The organism is Paraburkholderia sediminicola, from assembly GCF_046026895.1.
GTDB classification, from domain to species: Bacteria; Pseudomonadota; Gammaproteobacteria; order Burkholderiales; family Burkholderiaceae; genus Paraburkholderia; species Paraburkholderia sediminicola_C.
This window is the reverse complement of sequence record NZ_JAQQEU010000002.1, coordinates 44,588-62,875: the sequence shown is the minus strand read 5'-3', so window position 1 is coordinate 62,875 and position 18,288 is coordinate 44,588. Positions and strand designations below refer to the sequence as shown.

Here is an 18,288-nt window from a genome sequence, read left to right as displayed (position 1 = left end):
GGAATCGTCGATGGGACAGTTCGATGGGAAGGTGGCCGTCATCACGGGCGGCACGCAGGGGCTCGGCGCCGCAATCGCCGCGTTGTTCATTGAGCGCGGTGCGCATGGCGTGATCATCTGCGGGCGTTCAAAAGACAAAGGCGTCGCGAAGGCAGCCGAATTGAATGAAATGGGCCGCCCCGACGTGCGCTTCGTGCAAGCGGACCTGGCGCGAGTCGACGACTGTCGCGCCGTGATCGCCGCGGCGGACCAACAATTCGGGCGTATCGACACGCTCGTCAACGCGGCAGCGACAACCGATCGCGGCACGATTCTCGACACGACCCCTGAGCTTTTCGATCTTGTCTTCGCGACGAACGTGCGTGCGCCGTTCTTTCTCATGCAGAGTGCGGTCGAAGTCATGCGCCGCGGGCGAACCGAAGGCACCATCGTCAACGTGTGCTCGATGTCGGCGCTTGCCGGGCAGCCATTCATCTCGGCGTACTGCGCCTCTAAAGGCGCGCTCGCAACGCTGACACAAAACACCGCCTACGCGCTGTTGCGCAATCGCGTTCGCGTGAATGGGTTGAATCTGGGCTGGATGTCGTCCCCCGGCGAAGACCGGATCCAACGCATGTATCACGGCGCGTCCGACGATTGGCTCGCACAGGCCGGCGCCGCACAGCCTTTCGGCCGTTTGATCGATCCAGCGGAAGCCGCCCGCGCCGTGGCGTTTCTCGCGAGCGACGAATCCGGCTTGATGACGGGGTCGATGGTCAATTTCGATCAGTCCGTCTGGGGCGGTTTCGACTCGCCGCCGCATCCGGTTGGGCCGATGTAAGGCGGATCGGATGCGCGGGGCCGTGCAACCCGACCACGTCGTGGCGCCCACCGAATTAGTTGAATATTTCAACAATTATTCTATACTTGCCTGGACACAGAGCGCCTTTGCCAGTTTTCCTGCGCGCTGACCACTTCACCTTCAGGCTCGATCCGACCAGTTCATTGCACGCCGACCAAGGCAGTTTGGCTCAAGCGATCAATGGATTCCGGACGCTCACCCCCTCGCGTGTTGCGATTGGTTCGCGCAGCCTGCTGGCAGCGGGCCTTGTCAGCAGAAAGAGGATTAACTTTGCACTGCTATGTATTCATTGAAGATGGGAGCTGAACATGTCGTTACTAGTCGAAGCCGCCGCTGCCGATATCGGAGCGCTGTCACCGGAGCTCGAAGCAATCTATCGGGACCTTCACGGGCATCCAGAGCTTTCGATGGCCGAGTTCCGCACGGCTGCGATTGCGGCTGACCGTATCGAGAAGCTGGGCTACGAGGTCAGCCGGAACGTCGGCGAGACCGGCGTGGTCGGCGTGCTACGCAACGGCGAAGGTGCGACCGTCATGCTTCGCGCCGACATGGACGCGTTGCCTGTCGTCGAGGCGACGGGCCTTCCCTACGCCAGCCGCGTGAAGGCAAAAGACGAGGACGGTATCGAGGTCGGCGTCGCGCATGCATGCGGCCATGACCTTCACGTGACATGGTTGATCGGTGCGGCACAACTGCTGGCCGACCATCGTGACGCGTGGAAGGGGACCGTACTGGTGGTGTTTCAGCCTGGCGAAGAAGTCGGACTGGGCGCGCGCAGCATGATGGACGACGGCATGGCGGAGCGTTTTCCGAAGCCGGACATCATCCTCGGACAACACGTGATGGTGGGGGCTGCGGGCACCGTGGGCTACCGCAGCGGCACCATCCTGTCGGCGGGCGACAGCCTCAAGGTCAAGCTATTCGGGCGCGGATCGCATGGGTCGCAGCCGCAAACGTCCATCGATCCAGTCATCATGGCCGCGTCGACAACCATGCGGCTGCAGACCATCGTGTCGCGTGAAATCGCGCCGCTCGACAGCGCCGTGCTGACAATTGGCGCGTTACAGGCGGGGACAAAAGAAAACATCATCCCCGACGACGCCACGCTCAAACTCAACGTGCGCACCTACGATGAAGACGTGCGCGAATACATGCTGGGTGCCATTCGCAGGATCTGCTGCGCTGAATGTACGGCATCCGGTGCGCCGCGTGATCCGGAGTTCACGACGTTGAGCAGTTATCCGCTAACCGTCAACGACGAAAATGCATCGGCCCGGATCGGCGAGGCCTTCAAAAAATGGTTCGGTGAGCGCGCTTTCGAGACGCAACCGGCCGCCGCCAGCGAGGACTTCAGCGTTTTCGGCCGTACCTGGGGCGTGCCGTACGTTTTCTGGATCGTCGGCGGGACCGACGCGCAGATCTATGCGCAAGCCAAAGCGCAAAAGAAGATCAATCAGATTCCGAGCAATCATTCGCCGATGTACGCGCCGACCCTCAACCCAACACTGAGAACCGGACTCGAAGCGATGATCTGCGCGGCTGCGGTGTGGCTCGACGAGCAAGGCGAGAAAAAGTGAGCTCGCATATCGTCTATCAGGTGCTCGACCTTGTCGGCACATTCGTATTCGCAATCAGTGGCGCGGTGGCCGCAAGACAGCGAAGACTCGATCTGTTCGGTATCCTGTCGGTCGCTTTCGTGGTCGCGTGCGGCGGCGGCATCGTGCGCGACGTTTGCATCGGCGCGACGCCCCCGGCCGCGCTCTCCGACTGGCGGTATCTGGCGACATCGATGCTTGCGTCGGCGGTCACCATCGCAGCCTACGCGAAAGTCAGGCGACTCCGGTTTCCCGTACTGTTTTTCGACGCCGTCGGGCTGGGTCTATTCGCAGTATCGGGCGCGCAGAAGTCGTTGACGTATGGGCACAATGCCGAACTGGCCATCCTGCTGGGAACGGTCAGCGCAGTGGGTGGCGGCGTCATTCGAGACATGCTGCTGTCGCGCGTGCCGTCGATACTCGAGCGGGAAATCTATGCGTCCGCAGCGTTGCTTGGCGCGCTCGTCTTCGTTGTCTCTGCGCAGGTGGGTGCGATGTCCGCGTGGACGCCTTGGGTTGCGACGGCCGTTTGCGTAGGCGTTCGCCTGCTCGCGCTCTATTACGGCTGGCGATTGCCCGTGTATCGAGGGACGAAAGCCAGGCGCGCAGACGCGCGCACCCGGACAAATGCCTTGTAGCTATGAAGGACAGCCTACGCGACTGAGCGCCCCCTGCTTCATATCCAGCAACGTGATTGCGGGCGTGAAGCAAAGGTGTTCAAGGGCAGGCAGGGACGAGCGCGGCTCTTAAGCCGCGCTCGAAACGCGCCGGCGCAGCGGCGCTTGATGCTGGCAGGCCTGATGCCGTCAGAGGACAGAAGTAGCACGTCGACGGTTGCAAAGCGTGGCATTCGGCCTGAATGGCTCAGGTCCCGACAGGACGGATCGACAGCGCATTCCTGACGGAGACGACTCCCGGTACGCCCTTAGCCACCTCGGTTGCCCGGTCGCTTTGGGCCTGCAGCGGCACGCTGCCTTGCAACGTGACGGCGCCATCGCGGGCACGGATGGTGACATTGGACATGACGATGCCTCTATCCTTCACCAACGCCGAGCGAACCTGACGTTGCAGCGCGCGGTTCGCTGCTTTCATCGACTTGTAATGCGCCCGCGCGCTAGCCGTTGTGCTTGCCGGCGTGGCCGGAGTGGCAGGGGCAGCGTCGCTCGCCTGCGCGTAGGCGTGGATCGAACCGCAGATAAGAAGTGCAGTACCTGCCAGTTTGATTGCGTGAATTGCCTTCATGCATTTTCTCCTGTTGTCACAATTGTCTAGCGTCCCAAATAGCAACGCTGCACTACGCCACCAAAATCTTTCTGGGTGAATTGAATAGAACGATATTGCGGATAATGCGTTGGGTCAGGCGATAATGCAGACGCAAGCAACCATAAAATACTAGTTAAAATCTGGATGCGTCGGATAGTGACAATACTCCAATCTTGCCAGGATGACAGCGTGCGGATCAGAAAAATGAGGCTTTGACGCAACGTCTCGCACGCAGGCTTGCTTGTTGTGCCGCTTTTGCAGTGGAATGACATGTGGTAGGGCTTGAAATGCGCATTGCTGAAATGACCACTACCTCTTGCTTCATGAAATGATCGCGCGCAAGAACCCGACTAACGAAGCGTTTGCGGCGTAGATGCTGACGATGCCCTCTAGCATCTGAGCGTCACGCGCGAACAATCCTCACGCCTGCAGCTTGCAGCGCATCTGTGAACGCAATGTCCGCCAACTTCTCGACGACTATCGTCTGTGCAAGCGTCACGTCGCCAATCGAATAGGCCGACGCGGCATTCAATTTTTCCATCGACGCAAGGACGACAGTCTCGGCGGACCGCGCGGCAAGCGCTCGCTCCACATAGGCCTCTTCGAGATCACCCGTACTGAGCCCTGCCGTTGGATGAACGCCCGTCACACCCATGAAATAAATGTCGGCATGGATATGCGACATCGCCTCGATGGCCGCAGCGCCAACGTTGACGATCGAATGCTTGTACAGCTTGCCGCCGATCATGATCACGTCGATTGACGGATGGTCCACCAGCGCAACGGCGAGGGATATGCGTGACCAGCTCGGCCGACGTCGTCCCGCCGTCGATGATGACGATGCTGCCCGGTTCGATCATCGCCGCGGCCGCGATGCCGATCGCGCGCTTGCCCGACGACTCGAGCGCACGTCTGTGCTCAAACGGAGCCACCGCCGACGAGGCCGGCAATGCACCACCGTGAACCCGCTGCAGCAATCCTTCCGCAGCGAGTTCGCGCAGGTCTCGCCGTATCGTGTCCTCCGAGACACCGAAGGTGACGGCGAGCGGCCCCGCCAGCACCTGTCCTTCCCGGGACAGCAAGTCGAGAATCGCCTTCCTGCGTTGTGTCGTCAACATGGCATTGCACGTTTATTCTCGATATTGGACGAAATTGCACGATTTCATGTATCCGTCCCTTTCGCGAGCTGGAGGAATTCATGACTGCAACGCAAGACCGTGTACGCATCGTCGAGACGACCGTGTTGTCCGACGACTGGTACGTGTCGAAGAAGACGACCTTCGACTTCCTGCGGCGCGACGGCACCTGGCAACGAGAGAGCCGGGAAACTTATGATCGCGGCAACGGTGCGACGATCGTGTTGTTCGTCACCGCGCCGATTTCACGCGCGGTGTCGTCGAGCGCGTCGAGGTGCGCAATGACGGCCTGCTTGTGCGGCATCGTCACGTTCAGCCCGCGAATGCCGAGCGTGCGCATCGCGGCGATTGCGCCGGCGGCATCCTCGACGCCGAAGCGCTCGAAGAGTCGTTCGTGGTCGCACTACCCGATGACCACCCGCTCGCCGCGCAACCGGTGATTCGTCCGGCTGATCTGCGCGGCTGTCCTGCGTTCGTGCTCGCGCGGCGCTACGCACCCGGCTTCCATGACGAAATGCTCGTCGCGTTGAAACGCCAGGGCGCGGATCTGGAGATCGCCCAGGAACTCGGTGAATTTTCGACCATGCTCGCGCTGGTGTCGGCTGGGCTCGGCATCGGGGTGATTCCGGCCGAAGCGGCCCTCGCGTTGCCGCCGAAAGTGGTCGCGCGTCCGCTTGAACTGGCGGACCATCGGGCCGGCATCGGCCTCGCGTATGCGCACCTGGATAGCGCCGCCAAAGGCGCGCTGCTCGGCGTGATGGAGTCGTGCGCCCGCGACGGCTGGGTCACGTAGGCGCCGGTTCGCGGCGCAACGTCCTTTTGCCCACTCGACATTGAAATCGAGCCCCACCCCGGCGGGCGTCTTCAGTCATCCGTCAGGAAGTTCGGATGACTCGCGGATCTGATCGACCTGGTTCAGCGTGCCCGACAGATGCTTGCGCAGCGCCGCCTGCGCGGCCTCGGCGTCGCCCTTTTCGAGCGCGTCGACGATCTCGGTGTGATCGCGCACCACCGCCATCGTCTTGCCTTCCACCGGCAGGTGCAGGCGGCGCAGCCGGTCGATGTGGCCGCCCCGTCTGCGCACCAGGTCCCAGAGTTGCGGCACGCCCGCCGCATCGTACATCTGCCGATGAAAGGCCTGATCGAGCACCGAGAACTGCTCGTAGTTCTTCAGGTCGCGCAGTTCCATCTGCCCGGCGATCGTGGCGCGCAACTGAACGATCCGCGGTGCATCGCGCTGCTGCGCGAGCGTGCGCACGACTTCCAGTTCGATAGCACGGCGCAGGAAGTGCGCCTGCAGCGCGGACGTCACGTTGATCTGGCTGACCACCGTGGCGTGCTGCGGAAAGATGTCGACGAGACCTTCCTCGCCGAGCTTCATCAGCGCGTCGCGCACCGGCGTCTGGCTCAGACCGTACTGCGTCGCCAGATCGGCGCGAGAGAGCACCGTGCCGGGCGCCAGTTCGAGGGACAGGATCATTTCACGCAGCCGTTCGAATACTTGCGGCGCGGCATGACGGGAGCGGTCGAGCCGGGTCGGTGTCGACGGGAAAGCGTTGGTTTTCATGGCAAGAACGAAGCGTAAGCGCAGGCGGAATCTGCTGTTCCGGCCCACTGAGATACTAATACTATAGCCGACGCCGGCCCGCGCCCGGCGCTTGCGCAGCCGAAACGGACCCTGAGTAATTACCCCACGCATTGCCAATCGAGGAGACACCCCCATGAGCAGTTCCATCCCCGCCGCCGCCGGGCCGGACCGGGCCGACGCGCTGGCGAGCGCCGTGCGCAAGATCAAGTGGCATGTGCTGCCGCTCTTCGTCGTGATGTTCATCGTCAACTACATCGACCGTGTGAACATCGGCTTCGTCCGCCAGCATCTGAGCGCCGATCTGGGCATCGGCGCGGCGGCGTACGGACTCGGCGCGGGGCTCTTCTTCGTCAGTTACGCGATCTTCGAGGTGCCGTCGAACATGCTGCTGCAACGCTTCGGCGCCAAGGCGTGGCTCACGCGCATCATGTTCACATGGGGTCTGGCCGCGGTCGGCATGGCGTTCGTTCGCGGCGAAACGTCGTTCTACGCGATGCGGCTGCTGCTCGGCGCGGCCGAGGCTGGCTTCTTTCCGGGCGTCATCTTCTATTTCACGCAATGGCTGCCGCGCGACGAGCGTGGCAAGGCAATGGCAATCTTTCTCAGCGGCTCGGCGCTCGCCTCGATACTCTCCGGGCCGATCTCGGGCGCGCTGATGCTGATCAGTGGCTGGGGCCTGCACGGCTGGCAGTGGATGTTCGTGATCGAAGGCATGGCCTCGGTGGTGCTGGCCGGCTTCATCTGGTTCTGGCTCGACTCGATGCCACGCGACGCACGATGGCTGAGCCGCGCAGAACAGGATGCGATAGTGGCCGAGGTGGAGGAAGAGCAGCGCCAGCGCGATGCGGTGCATGCGGTGAAGCCGTCGGTCTGGACTCTGTTGCGCGACCCGCAGATCCTGATCTTCTGCCTGATCTATTTCTCGGTTTCGCTGACGATCTACGGCGCGACCTTCTGGCTGCCCAGCATCATTCGCAAGATGGGCCATTTCAACGATTTCCAGGTCGGGCTCTTCAATTCGATCCCGTGGCTGATCTCGATCGTGGCGATGTACTTCTTCGCGATGCTCGCGGCGCGCTTCAAGTTCCAGCAGGCATGGGTTGCGTGCGTGCTGCTGATCGCCGCGCTCGGCATGTATGCGGCCGGCCAGGGCAGCCCGATGTTCTCATTCGTCGCGATCTGCTTTGCGGCGATCGGTTTCAAAGCAGCGTCGGCATTGTTCTGGCCGCTTCCGCAGGGCTACCTGGACGCGCGGATTACCGCGGCGGTGCTGGCGCTGATCAATTCGATCGGCAATCTCGGCGGCTTCGTTGCGCCGGCGACATTTGGCTTCCTGGAGCAGAAGACGGGGTCGATTGAAGGCGGGCTGACGGGGTTGGCGGTGATGTCGGTGGTGGCCGCCGGCGTTGTTTTCTTTGCGCGGATGACGCCTCGGGCTGGGCGGGCTGCGCTTGCGGTATAGGGCTGAGCGGACCGGTTGACGAGTCGTTGAGCCGGTCCGCTGACAGTCGATCGTGCTGATGAGCGGCGATTGATCGCGTGCGCCGACCGACGAAATCTTTCGCTCGGGGGCGCACTGCGCACTGAATTCCCTGATTCATCGATCTGAAATGTTAGCGGTACCATTAATTACAAACTTTGCGGAGACACAATGAAAATGATAGATATCCGTTCCGCCGCCGATCAAACGGCCGTCGGACGATACAGATGGACCATCTGCGCGCTCATCTTTTTTTTGCAACGACGATCAACTACATGGATCGTCAGATGCTTGGGCTGCTCGCGCCGCTGCTGCAAAAAGACATTGGCTGGAATCAGGTTCAGTATGCGCAGACCGTGATGGTGTTCACGGTCGCCTATGCAGTGGGTCTCGCGATATTCGGTCGAATCGCGGATCGGATCAGCACCAAAGTGGTCTACGGCAGTGCCATGGCGATGTGGAGCCTGGCCGCCATGCTGCACGCGCTGGCGGCCACCCTCCCCGGCTTCGCGGCCGTGCGCGGTTTGCTCGGCTTCGGCGAAGCGGCCAATTTCCCTGTCGCTATCCGCACCACGGCCACATGGTTTCCGAAGAAGGAGCGCGCGTTGGCGACGGGCCTGTGGAACATGGGCGCAACCGTTGGCGGGATCGTCGCGCCCGCATTCGTATCGATCGCCGCTGTCATGTGGGGCTGGCGTGCGACGTTCCTTGTCGGAGGGGCAGCCGGTTTCGTGTGGCTGGCGGTGTGGCTGCTGGTGTACCGTCCTCCCACGGAGCACGCGTCGGTACCGAAGCGCGAGCTGGATCACATCAATTCGGACCGGGACGAAAGCGTCGAGCAATCCGTGAGCTGGCTTTCAGTGCTGAAGTACCGCGAAACGTGGGCGTTCATTATTGGCAAACTGCTGACCGTCCAGTGTGGTGGTTCTATCTGTTCTGGCTGCCCAAATGGCTCAATGAGTCGAGGCACATCGACATCGGCAATCTGGGTCTGCCGCTGATTGTCATCTACACGATGGCGTCCGTCGGCAGTGTGGCTGGAGGCGCAAAAATCGCGGCCACGCCAAACGTGAGCGAATAGATATCCAGTTCGGTAAATCTCCAATGACCGCCGGGAAAACTGTACTCGTCGCGCGTCAGACCGGGAATGCCCTTTTGATAGAACGCACGAGTGGTCGCATCGACAGCGTTGAGAAGCAGAACGGCAGCCCTTAACAGCCAGCAGAACTTGTCGATTACCGGCTGCATGCGTTCGGCAGGCGTTGCGCTGTCCTTGAGGGAACTCTTGGGGCGAATGTAGAGAGGAAAAATCGCATTTCGAAAAGGCTCCGCGGATCGTTGAGAAATTCGCCAGCAGATGAGACAACGGCCGAATTTGAAGAGCCCTTCATGAATGTCAGCACGACGCTCAAACCGGTGTGGGTGCGGCGGAACACGTGGGTGCGCTCGGCCGCCGAGCGCACCATGCCAAGCCCGCTGCCATGCGATTCACCACGCCCGGCATTCGAGGTCGGGAGTCCGGCTGCAAGCAACGGCCGGCGTTATCTGTCGCGGCTGTAAGCCCAGTCGGCAAAGACGCGAGCGGGCTTACGAAGCATTCGTATGTTTCGAGTTGATAGATCGTCCCATGAACCGTTTACAGTCCACTGCGTCAGTGAAAACCGTAGTCGGGGTTATGCCGGTCGAAAGCAGCCTCGCTCCAGCGGTGAGGCACGACGTCTTCGAAACGGATCATCTCCAGTATGTCGCCGCGTTCGTCCCACGAGTCTTCGCCCCAGGGCCACGTATGCTCAAGATCAAACAGCAGCGTCACACGGCGCGCGTAGTGCGCAGGTGGCCCCGCCGGTGCGATCCAGGTCCACGCAAGCAACCGAACGCCTTGCACGTTCACGAGCTCGATGCGGGTAGGCTTTTCGGTCAGGCCCTCTTCATGAAAGCTGTGCGCATCGTGCTCAATGGTGCGCGTGATGAATTGCAGGCCGAAATCCCGAACGCTATGGTGGGACTGAGCGTGCGCGAACGTGCCGTCGATCGCGACCTTGCCTGACACGATACGCAGTCGACCGCCCAGATGGCCGAAGATGCTAACCGGGTCCCGGGTTTCGTCGTAAAGAATCTCCTGTCCCGCATGTGCGCCATCAGGCAGCCATTTTGCGTAGACACGTCGAGGCGCGTCCTGATACCGAATATCAATGTGATCGGGCCGGTCCGGCCATCGTCCGGATATGCGCTCCTGCCGGAGCATCCTGTATTCGTACGCGTCGTCCGGCACCATGTCGGACTTCGCGTACTCGACGAAGGCATCCGGTTTCATCGCTTCCATCAGAGAAAGGATCTGAGCGTCGGTCACGGCCAGCAGTGAGCGGTCTTCGAACCGCGTTCGCAACGACGCCGCCTGTTCGTGGGCCGTGAGACACCGGAACTGCTCGACGTCCGCGCTCACGGCATCCGACGTGCCGGGCTCCGCGCATCCCGCGGATATCGCGGATGAAGCCGGCTCCGCCGGGTTGGTCGATTGACCGACGGCGCCCACGGGAGCAATCAGGCACGTCAACGCGAGCACGGCTAGCAACATCCGCCAGGTTGGCCACCGTTGCGCATCAGGCGGCACGCACCGGCGTGCTCGACGACCGGAATTGCGATATCGACAAGTAATCATAGGTTCAAACCGGCGCTTGCTCTCTGGCGTCTGAATGGCCGCCCGAGCGTGCTGCATGCGAACGACCAAGCACGCCATAGTCATGCGGGAGGCTGCGAGGCGTACCTGCCGTCACCCCGGCAAGCAGCCCGCGCGCGACCGCACGACGAGCGTCGCTCGCGGGCTCACTATAGTACTGTCAACGCGGGTACTGTCAACGCGGCCTTCTTTTGCGTCGGGCAACGGCATTCCGGCACGCAATGGGCTCGGAACTTCAAAGGTCAACCCGTGAATAAACGAATGGCGTAAGCCTCATATTCCAATCGCTCGAACTAAAGGGTTGCACTCGCGAGGCCGCGAATATTTCTGACACCAACCCTACGTCTTGCTTGCAGTCACGACGGCGGCAACCGGCCAAGCATTTGCGAACGCGACGACATCGCCGGGCACCAGCACAGATGGGACCGGTGGCGCCGGGACGGGCAGTACTGGCGGGCCCGTCGGCATGATGTGAAACGACAACGCACATCATGCCCGGGATTAAAGGCGCTCTGTGGCGAAATCTCCCGGCGAATGGCTGCGGTGCAACCCGGGAGCGTGCGCGCAAAACAGTGCGGTGAACTCTTCCGCAGGCAGAGGCCGTGAAAAAAGATAACCCTGGCCAGCCTGACAAGACCAGTCGCGAAGGAGTCTTGCCTGCTCATCGGTTTCAATCCCTTCGGCTGTAACGGTCAAGCCCAGTGACTGCGCTACTGAAATGACGGCTCGAACGATTGCATCGTCCTCGGCACTCGTTCCAATGCCCTGAACGAATGACCGGTCGATCTTCAGGACATCCAGCGGCAGCTTGCGAAGATAACTCAGCGATGAGTAACCCGTGCCAAAGTCATCGATTGCGATGGTTACTCCAAAATCTTTCAGGCTTTTGAGGGTCTCGATACTCTTCGCTGTATCCCGCATGATCAGGCCTTCCGTGACCTCCAGTTTCAGCAGGGCCGCGCCGATCTGGGCACCGGACAGCGCCGCGGCCACGTCGGCAACGAGGTTGGGATCATCGAACTGCCTCGGAGAGAGATTGACAATGACCTGCAGTGGCGGCTTGGTTGGGAACTCCCGCTGCCAGCGGGCGACTTGCTGGCAGGCTTCTTCCAATACGTATCGTCCGAGCGGAATGATCAGGCCGCTTTCTTCTGCAATCGCAATGAACTCGGACGGCGGCAATAGACCTCTCGTGGGGTGCTGCCACCTCACGAGACTCCATCTCACGGAACCCCTCCCCCTGAAGCTGCATGATGGGCTGGAAATACACGCGGAGTTCGCGACGCTCGATCGCAGAGCGCAGATCGGTTTCAATCTCCAGCTTTTTGACCGCCTCCGCGTGCATGTTCTCTTCGAAAACCACATAACGGCCCTTTCCGTCATTCTTGGCGCGGTACATCGCAACATCGGCGTCGCGCAACAACGTGTCGGCATCTCCGCGGCCGCTGCCTGCGTGCGCGAATGCCAACCCTACGCTTGCGCTAACGATGTACTGCTTGCCGTCGAGATCGAACGGTTGACTGAAATGCCCAAGGATATTCTCCGCGACCAGCATCCCTTCACTCGTCGCTTCACTCCCCAGATGTTCCAGCAAGATGACAAATTCATCTCCGCCTAGTCGCGCGACAGTGTCGGCGGGGCGCACGCACGCTTCGAGGCGTTTGGCCGCTGCGATCAGCAGTCGGTCTCCCACATGATGTCCAAGACTGTCGTTGACCCGTTTGAAGTTGTCCAGGTCGATGAAAACCACTCCGATTACCGCATTGCGCCGACGCGCGCGAGCTTCGGCCTGGCTGATACGATCGAGCAGGAGTGCGCGGTTTGGCAACGAGGTCAAGGTATCGTAGAACGCCTTTCGGGCCAGTTGCACCTCGAAGTTCTTTCTTTCGGTCGTGTCGCTCGCTGTCGCGACGATCGCACCGACAGCCGGTTCGTCGAGCAGGTTCGTCAGCGTGAGCTGAATGTAGCGCCACGCATCGTCCTCACCCCGCGTGCGAATCTCGATGGATTTCGTGGATCCACCCGCCGACGACACGGTCTGCAACAGGCCTTGGAGCGTGGGACGGTCAGCGGGATGAATGGGATCGAGCAGACTGGTGCCGACCAGCTGACCCATGTTCTTCAACGGGTCCGGTCTTCGAGTGGGTGCTTCGTAAATGACATTTCCGTCGACGTCGGAAACGAGGATGGCATCCGACGTGTTCGCCACGAGCGCCTGCAGCCTCTGCTCGCTCGTGCGCAGCGCACCTTGGGCCGCCGCATCGATATTCTTGCGAATACGCCGCAGCATCTGCAGAAACAGGAGTGCAAGCCCGACGCCGATCGCCAGAACCACGGGGGTGGATATCAGGACGATCCGTTGCACGGCAACGAGGCGGTTGAGTTGCGTCGTCGCATCGTCACGGTGCCGCGCCGCCGCTGCGAAGACCTGCTGTTCGATAACCTCGAAGAGCGGATCAGCCGAATTCTCGTCGATCTCGTTGGCTCTCGGTATGTCGTGGTCATCGACGGCCTTGAACATCGGCTTCGCGAACGCCCGATACTTGGCGTGCTTCTCCAGCAACCCGGTCAGCATTGCGCTGCTGCCAGGTTCGAGTGCCATCGCTTTCTTCAGCGAAGCGTCCAGTGCTTCGCCGGCCTCGCCATGTTCGCGTAAAACCTCCGGACGCGGGTCCAGGAAGTACTTGCGTTCGGCCGACTCCTCCCATGCAACGCTGTAGCGGGCTTCCTCGAAGGCCTTATCCGCCTCATTGGCAGCTTGCGCGGCGAACCCCGCGCTCAGGCTTTCATACGCTCCCCAAAAAGCCAGAAGCGGCACGCTCAACAGAACGAGCACGAGTCCCAATACAGCCGTGCGCCGTGCGGGGGGAACACTTAGCGACGACTGCTCGAGCGGGTTTGCTGTTGCTCCGCCTCGCCACAAGTGACCACGCCTTTCCGTATTTTTCTGTCCTGTCACGGTTGCTCCGATGTGAAACGGCACGTCGACGGTTTGATCCGTTCGAGCGGATCGGACGGATCTTCATCTGATGCTTCAGTCGTGTGGCCGACGATGCGCGCGCCCCGAGTCGGAGCCTTTAGCGCGATCTATCGATCGAGCTGATCTCCGAACCGCGGAAACCAGGGACGATTCTGGTCCCGGGCCCTGCTTTGTCGGTCCACCGCATGTTTACGGCACGCTCTGGCAAATCTGGAGAGTGCACGGGGGTGCATGCAGGAATGGGGGGAACGGGCCACGATGAAATCCCGCTCCGTTTGGGCCGCCGAATGGCCGTGATCCATCTGATGGAAGTGATCGAAGTGGTGAAAGTGATGAAACCCGTCGTCAACTCCAACTGATCCTTCGCGCCGAATGTCGTGGCTACCACATAACCATCGTGCAGCTTCATGTAGTCGCCGGCCACGTAGACCTCAGTGCGTGTCATCAGTCGAACCGTTCGCGGTGAGCATGAGAACCGGCACGTGATCGCGTTTGCGGCGTAGACGCGCGAGCACGTCCCGACGCGCATCACGCCGCGCCAGCCCATAAGCGCATCTCGACGGTGGCAACCAGGCCGACACCGTCCTCATTCGATTCGAGCGTGACGGTGCCGCCTTGCCGGTGCGCAATCTCCCGTACGATCGGCCATGCGTGCGATGCACTGATTGATGGCCTCGACGATGGGCCTCAGTTCGACGTGCAGGCGCGCGGCGCGAATCGGTTGGAGTTGCGATGGGTTGCGATTGGCGACGTCACCTTTCACCTTCATCAGAGGCAGCAATTCGAAGGTCAGCCCGAGGTAGACAAAAACCATCGCGAGCAACAATGTCAGCAATTCGCCGAACAACTGTGGACGCAACAGGCGCCACACCATGGCATCCCGCGAGCCTTCGGTCTTCGCGACCGCCACGACGACTTCCTCGGTGCGCCCGCAATCGTACAACTGGCGCACATAGGCGACCGCGCGCACCACGCGGCCATCGTCGAGACGTGTGGAGTAACGCGTCGGGCGGTCCCCCGCGTGCGGCGGAAGCGGCAACTCAAGAGTCCCTGCCAGCAGGCGGCCGCCGCTCGCCTCGACACGATAGAAGACACTGTCCTGCTCGGGCGACTCGAAGAGTTCAAGCGCGGCCGGCGGAATCTGGATCGAGACCGTGCCGTTATCCCAATCGATATCCTCGCCAATGATACGCATCGACGAAAGCAATGCGTTGTCCTGCACCAGGTCGGCCGTGGTCTGGGCAAAGCGGTACGAGATCACGCCGGAAATGGAAACGAACGCGGCCAGAGGCAGCAAGAGCCACCACAGCAAGCGTCCGCGCAATCTGCCTGCAAACACGATGTGTCGCCCCTTCAAGACAGCGTCATGGCTTCACGCCGTCGACGAACCGATTGGTAAAGGTGCGCGACAGATCGATATGACGACCCTTTACCGACGGGCTGAATCCCGACAGCACCTTGAGCACCGTTGGCGGCCCGTCGGCCGGCATCTTGCCGTCCGCGGTGTACATCGGCAGCGAGGCCTTCAACGCGCTCACGTACAGCGCCTTGTCGCTACCGGCATAGTCTTTCGGCATCCGCGCAGCGATCTCTTCGGCGCTGTGCGTATGCAGGTATTGGAGCGTCTTCACGAAAGCGCGCGCGAGGCCGGCGGCTTCCTTGGGATTCGCATCGAGCCACGCGGTTTGCATGTACAGGCTCGATGCTGGATAGGTGCCGCCGAGTGCCGCGCGCGTGCCTTCGACGTTGCGCATGTCCACGAGTACCCTGGCCTCGCCACTTTTCAGCAACTGCGACACGGTCGGCTCAGTCGTCATGCCGACGTCGATGCGACCTTGCCGGATTGCGGCAATGAAGCTGCTGTCCGCGCCGACCGGCAGCACGGTGTACTGCGAAGCCGGCACGCCATTCAGATACGCCAGATACTGCGTCAGGAAGTGGGTCGAGGAACCGAGCCCGGTGACGCCGAGCGTTTTACCCTTCACGTCAGCCATGCTTTTGATTGAGCCGGCGGCACTGCTCGCCACCACTGCGACTTCCCCCGGCACCTGACCGAACACAACGATGGTCTTCACTTCCATGCCCTTGGCTTGCAGATAGATCGTGTGATCGTAGAAGCCCACCACACCTTGCACGGCGCCCGTGAGCAGTTCGGTCTCTGCATCGACACCCGCCGGTTGCGACAGCAGTTCGACATCCAGCCCTTCAGCCTTGAAGTAGCCTAGCTGCTCGGTCAAACGTACCGGCAGATAAATGAGCTTGGTGATGCCGCCCACCATGATCACGATTTTTTCTGGCGCGCCCGCCTGTGCAAACGCGGCCGGCTTGACCAGTAGACAGAATGTAAGCGACGCCGCGGCGGCAGCAGGGGCGACGCGCGAGAGCCGCGCCAAACGACGATTCATTGGTGGGTGTCTCCGTTATATGCCCTGTCGGCAATGGGCGCGTGATAGGCCGGCCACCGGAAATTGTATGGACGCAAATCCTTCTCGAAGCTTTCGCAGATGCGGATTCTATCTGGATTGCGGGTTTATCCCGAGTGAGTCCGACGCGGCAGCGTCAGGCCATCCTGTGCCGCCGCGCTCTCCGCTGTATGGGGAGGCGTACTTTCGGCCCGGGAACGTGTGCTCACACGCCCGCCAGCCGCATCCAGTACATCTCAGGAATGGCCCGGTCTTCATCGGATAGAAACGGATTGTCGATCCAGATTACCTTTCTGCTGCTCAGGTTCGCGCGCTTCAACCCGTTCTGGATAGATGGATGCGAGTTGAACAGTTTCAGATACGATCCATCGCGCCACGCCGCTTTGAAGCCGCGTGCGATCGTCGCCGCCAGTTCCTCGTGGCTCGGCGACGCGTAGAACAGAAAACCAGTCCGAAGAATTTCACTGCCGTTGGGACCGCCTGCCCCAATCGCTTTCTGCCGGGAAGATAGCCGAGCTGACCGATTGCATGATCGCGTAGCGCAAAGGCGGTTGGCCGAGCGACCTACGGCGCTTGCGTCGGGTCGAGAAGACGGGCGGCTTCACGCCTCGCCTGCTCGGCCTCGCGAGGTCGTTGGATCTGGCTGAAGAGTGCACCCAGGTTGCCGAGTGTCCGCGCTTCATCCTGGCGGTAGGCCACGGGATCGTCGCGCGACAGCGTCCGGTAAAGGTCCAACGCGTTCCGGTAGGCGTCTTCCGCCTCGCGTGGGCGCCCCGTGTGACTGAAAAGGACACCTAGATTGTTCAGCGCCCGCGCTTCGTCCGGCTGGTAGGCAGTAGGGTTGTCTCGCGCGAGCGCACGATAGATTTGCAACGCATCCTGGTACGCCTGCTTTGCCGCAGCCGGCCGTTGCGTGGCACGATAGAGCGCGCCAAGGTTAGTGAGCGTGCGTGCCACGTCGGGCCGATAGAGTGCTGGACTCTCACGGGCAAGCTGCTGCCGGATCGTTAGCGCTTCCTTGTACGCATGCTCTGCTTCCTGGTGTCGCTGCATCGCGCTATAGAGGTTCCCGAGATTGTTGAGCGTACGCGCGAGTGCGGGGCGATAGGCCGCGGGGTTACCGCGCACGAGCGCCCGCTGGATGTTCAGCGCCTCGCGATACGCCTTCTCAGCATCGCTCGTTCGATGTGCGGCGTCGTCTAGGATGGCGAGGTCGTTAAGCGTCGTCGCGATATCAGGCTTGTAGGTCTTGGGGTCGCGATCAGCCAATGCGCGATCGATGCTCAGCGCTTCGTGGTAGGCATCCGCAGCCTCCTGCAGGCGCTGTGTATCGCGATACAGGACGCCGAGGCTGTCGAAAGTTTCTGCCACAGCGGTTCCGTAGGCCACAGGGTCCTGGCGCGCCAGTGCCCAATAGATCTCCAGCGCCCGCAGATAAGCGGCCTCCGCCTCCTTTGGCCGTTGCATCCCAACGTAGAGATTGCCGAGCTTCTCCTGCGTACGTGCAATCCGGGGTTGGTAGGCGGCAGGCTTCTCCTGCGCAAGCGCCTGGTAACGCGACAGCAGCGTGTGGTAAATCGGTTCCGCGCGTTCAAACTCGCGTTGCTCTCGCAAAGTGTCGGCAAACGCCGTCGCAATGTCGGCGTCTTCCGGTTGCAATGCGTAGGCCTTTTCCAGAGACGGCAATGCATTCAGCGGCGAAAAGCGCAGCAACTCGATTTCGCCAGCTTCATAACAACGTGCCGCGAACATCTGCGGAGTCTCCTGTTTTTTGGCATGCAGCGTGCCAAGCCGTTTTGATGCCCCGTCCAGATCGACGCGCTCAAGCGCTTCGTTGACTTGTACTTCGAGGGGATCGGAACTCCGTGCGATCGACGCTCGGCGCAGCAGATCCTCGTAACGTGCAGCCCATTGTTGGGCTTCAGCTACCACATCTGCGTCGGGCTGCGCCCTGAGTTGCTCGGCCAGGTGCTCGATTAGCGGTTCGATGTGGGTGACCGCGGTATCCGTCTTGCGGTCTATGTGGCCCGACCGCCCATATACGCTACTCAGCATCACGTTGGCCGCCCTCGCGAGCGAGACCATCTGGGCATTGGAGAGCCCGGCGGCTTGCGCCGCGCGGCTCAACCTGGTGGTCATGCGGTCGAGGGTCCGGTCGGGGAAACCACAATCGGCCTGCACCTTGAAGCCGTCTTTGACATCGGCGTCGGACAACGCCGGAGAACACGAGCTAGCGTTCGCAGCGCTGCATCCCACGAACAATACGGCCATCGCCACGCCCGACAGCAGCTTGCGCGCACTCATC

Annotated in this window: 12 protein-coding genes and 8 pseudogenes; 8 read left to right on the top strand and 12 right to left on the bottom strand. The window is 61.4% G+C overall.

Annotation, left to right across the window (positions count from 1 at the left end):
• Positions 1-10 precede the first annotated feature (10 nt).
• From PQR02_RS02260 to PQR02_RS02250, 3 genes are all read left to right on the top strand, one after another.
• Positions 11-820, top strand: a complete 810-nt coding sequence (locus tag PQR02_RS02260) for an SDR family oxidoreductase (protein WP_408224811.1) — start codon at positions 11-13, stop codon at positions 818-820.
• A 329-nt stretch (positions 821-1,149) separates the two neighbouring features.
• Entirely contained in the window at positions 1,150-2,418 is a 1,269-nt protein-coding gene (locus PQR02_RS02255; RefSeq protein ID WP_408224808.1) for a M20 family metallopeptidase, read from the top strand.
• Positions 2,415-3,074, top strand: a complete 660-nt coding sequence (locus PQR02_RS02250) for a trimeric intracellular cation channel family protein (protein WP_408224805.1) — start codon at positions 2,415-2,417, stop codon at positions 3,072-3,074. Before PQR02_RS02255 ends, PQR02_RS02250 begins: the two co-directional genes overlap by 4 nt.
• A gap of 226 nt (positions 3,075-3,300) precedes the next feature.
• On the opposite strand, the gene PQR02_RS02245 is transcribed toward PQR02_RS02250, so the two are convergent.
• Both PQR02_RS02245 and PQR02_RS02240 read right to left on the bottom strand, forming a co-directional pair.
• Complete coding sequence (locus PQR02_RS02245) at positions 3,301-3,678, bottom strand: BON domain-containing protein (protein ID WP_408224802.1); 378 nt, start codon at positions 3,676-3,678, stop codon at positions 3,301-3,303.
• A 424-nt stretch (positions 3,679-4,102) separates the two neighbouring features.
• A pseudogene (locus PQR02_RS02240) lies at positions 4,103-4,817 on the bottom strand (DeoR/GlpR family DNA-binding transcription regulator).
• Between the two features lie 80 nt (positions 4,818-4,897).
• Between PQR02_RS02240 and PQR02_RS02235 the strand changes: the two are divergent.
• Positions 4,898-5,062, top strand: a pseudogene (locus PQR02_RS02235) (GDP-mannose pyrophosphatase); the annotation flags it as partial.
• On the opposite strand, the gene PQR02_RS02230 reads toward PQR02_RS02235, so the two are convergent.
• Positions 5,029-5,175 carry a hypothetical protein gene (locus tag PQR02_RS02230; RefSeq protein WP_408225201.1) on the bottom strand — a complete coding sequence of 49 codons (147 nt, stop codon included), beginning with the start codon at positions 5,173-5,175 and terminating at the stop codon, positions 5,029-5,031. The pseudogene PQR02_RS02235 and the gene PQR02_RS02230 overlap by 34 nt on opposite strands.
• A gap of 36 nt (positions 5,176-5,211) precedes the next feature.
• Between PQR02_RS02230 and PQR02_RS02225 the strand changes: the two are divergent.
• Positions 5,212-5,628 (top strand): annotated as a pseudogene (locus tag PQR02_RS02225) (LysR family substrate-binding domain-containing protein); the annotation flags it as partial.
• A 71-nt stretch (positions 5,629-5,699) separates the two neighbouring features.
• Here PQR02_RS02225 and PQR02_RS02220 read toward each other — a convergent pair.
• Positions 5,700-6,402 (bottom strand): annotated as a pseudogene (locus tag PQR02_RS02220) (GntR family transcriptional regulator).
• Between the two features lie 154 nt (positions 6,403-6,556).
• On the opposite strand from PQR02_RS02220, the gene PQR02_RS02215 reads away from it, so the two are divergent.
• Both PQR02_RS02215 and PQR02_RS02210 read left to right on the top strand, forming a co-directional pair.
• Positions 6,557-7,885, top strand: a complete 1,329-nt coding sequence (locus tag PQR02_RS02215; protein ID WP_408224799.1) for an MFS transporter — start codon at positions 6,557-6,559, stop codon at positions 7,883-7,885.
• Positions 7,886-8,074: 189 nt separating this feature from the next.
• Positions 8,075-8,948, top strand: a pseudogene (locus tag PQR02_RS02210) (MFS transporter); the annotation flags it as partial.
• Here PQR02_RS02210 and PQR02_RS02205 read toward each other — a convergent pair.
• On the bottom strand, positions 8,912-9,151 hold the full coding sequence (locus PQR02_RS02205) for a hypothetical protein (protein ID WP_408225228.1): 240 nt from the start codon (positions 9,149-9,151) through the stop codon (positions 8,912-8,914). The pseudogene PQR02_RS02210 and the gene PQR02_RS02205 overlap by 37 nt on opposite strands.
• A 141-nt stretch (positions 9,152-9,292) precedes the next feature.
• Here PQR02_RS02205 and PQR02_RS02200 point away from each other — a divergent pair, with 141 nt between their 5' ends.
• The gene (locus PQR02_RS02200) at positions 9,293-9,463 is read left to right on the top strand and encodes a hypothetical protein (RefSeq protein ID WP_408224796.1); all 171 of its coding nucleotides are present in this window, start codon (positions 9,293-9,295) and stop codon (positions 9,461-9,463) included.
• Between the two features lie 91 nt (positions 9,464-9,554).
• On the opposite strand, the gene PQR02_RS02195 is transcribed toward PQR02_RS02200, so the two are convergent.
• From PQR02_RS02195 to PQR02_RS02165, 7 genes and pseudogenes are all read right to left on the bottom strand, one after another.
• The gene (locus tag PQR02_RS02195) at positions 9,555-10,478 is read right to left on the bottom strand and encodes a DUF1571 domain-containing protein (protein WP_408224793.1); all 924 of its coding nucleotides are present in this window, start codon (positions 10,476-10,478) and stop codon (positions 9,555-9,557) included.
• Positions 10,479-11,081: 603 nt separating this feature from the next.
• Positions 11,082-11,945, bottom strand: a complete 864-nt coding sequence (locus tag PQR02_RS02190) for a putative bifunctional diguanylate cyclase/phosphodiesterase (protein WP_408224790.1) — start codon at positions 11,943-11,945, stop codon at positions 11,082-11,084.
• A gap of 1 nt (position 11,946) precedes the next feature.
• A pseudogene (locus tag PQR02_RS02185) lies at positions 11,947-12,696 on the bottom strand (diguanylate cyclase domain-containing protein); the annotation flags it as partial.
• A 1,192-nt stretch (positions 12,697-13,888) separates the two neighbouring features.
• Positions 13,889-14,008 (bottom strand): annotated as a pseudogene (locus PQR02_RS02180) (porin); the annotation flags it as partial.
• Between the two features lie 186 nt (positions 14,009-14,194).
• A pseudogene (locus PQR02_RS02175) lies at positions 14,195-14,899 on the bottom strand (sensor histidine kinase N-terminal domain-containing protein); the annotation flags it as partial.
• Positions 14,900-14,924: 25 nt separating this feature from the next.
• Positions 14,925-15,965, bottom strand: coding sequence for an ABC transporter substrate-binding protein (locus tag PQR02_RS02170; protein WP_408224787.1), 1,041 nt, complete (start codon positions 15,963-15,965; stop codon positions 14,925-14,927).
• 582 nt (positions 15,966-16,547) lie between these two features.
• Positions 16,548-18,287, bottom strand: coding sequence for a tetratricopeptide repeat protein (locus PQR02_RS02165; protein ID WP_408224784.1), 1,740 nt, complete (start codon positions 18,285-18,287; stop codon positions 16,548-16,550).
• Between the last annotated feature and the right edge of the window lies 1 nt (position 18,288).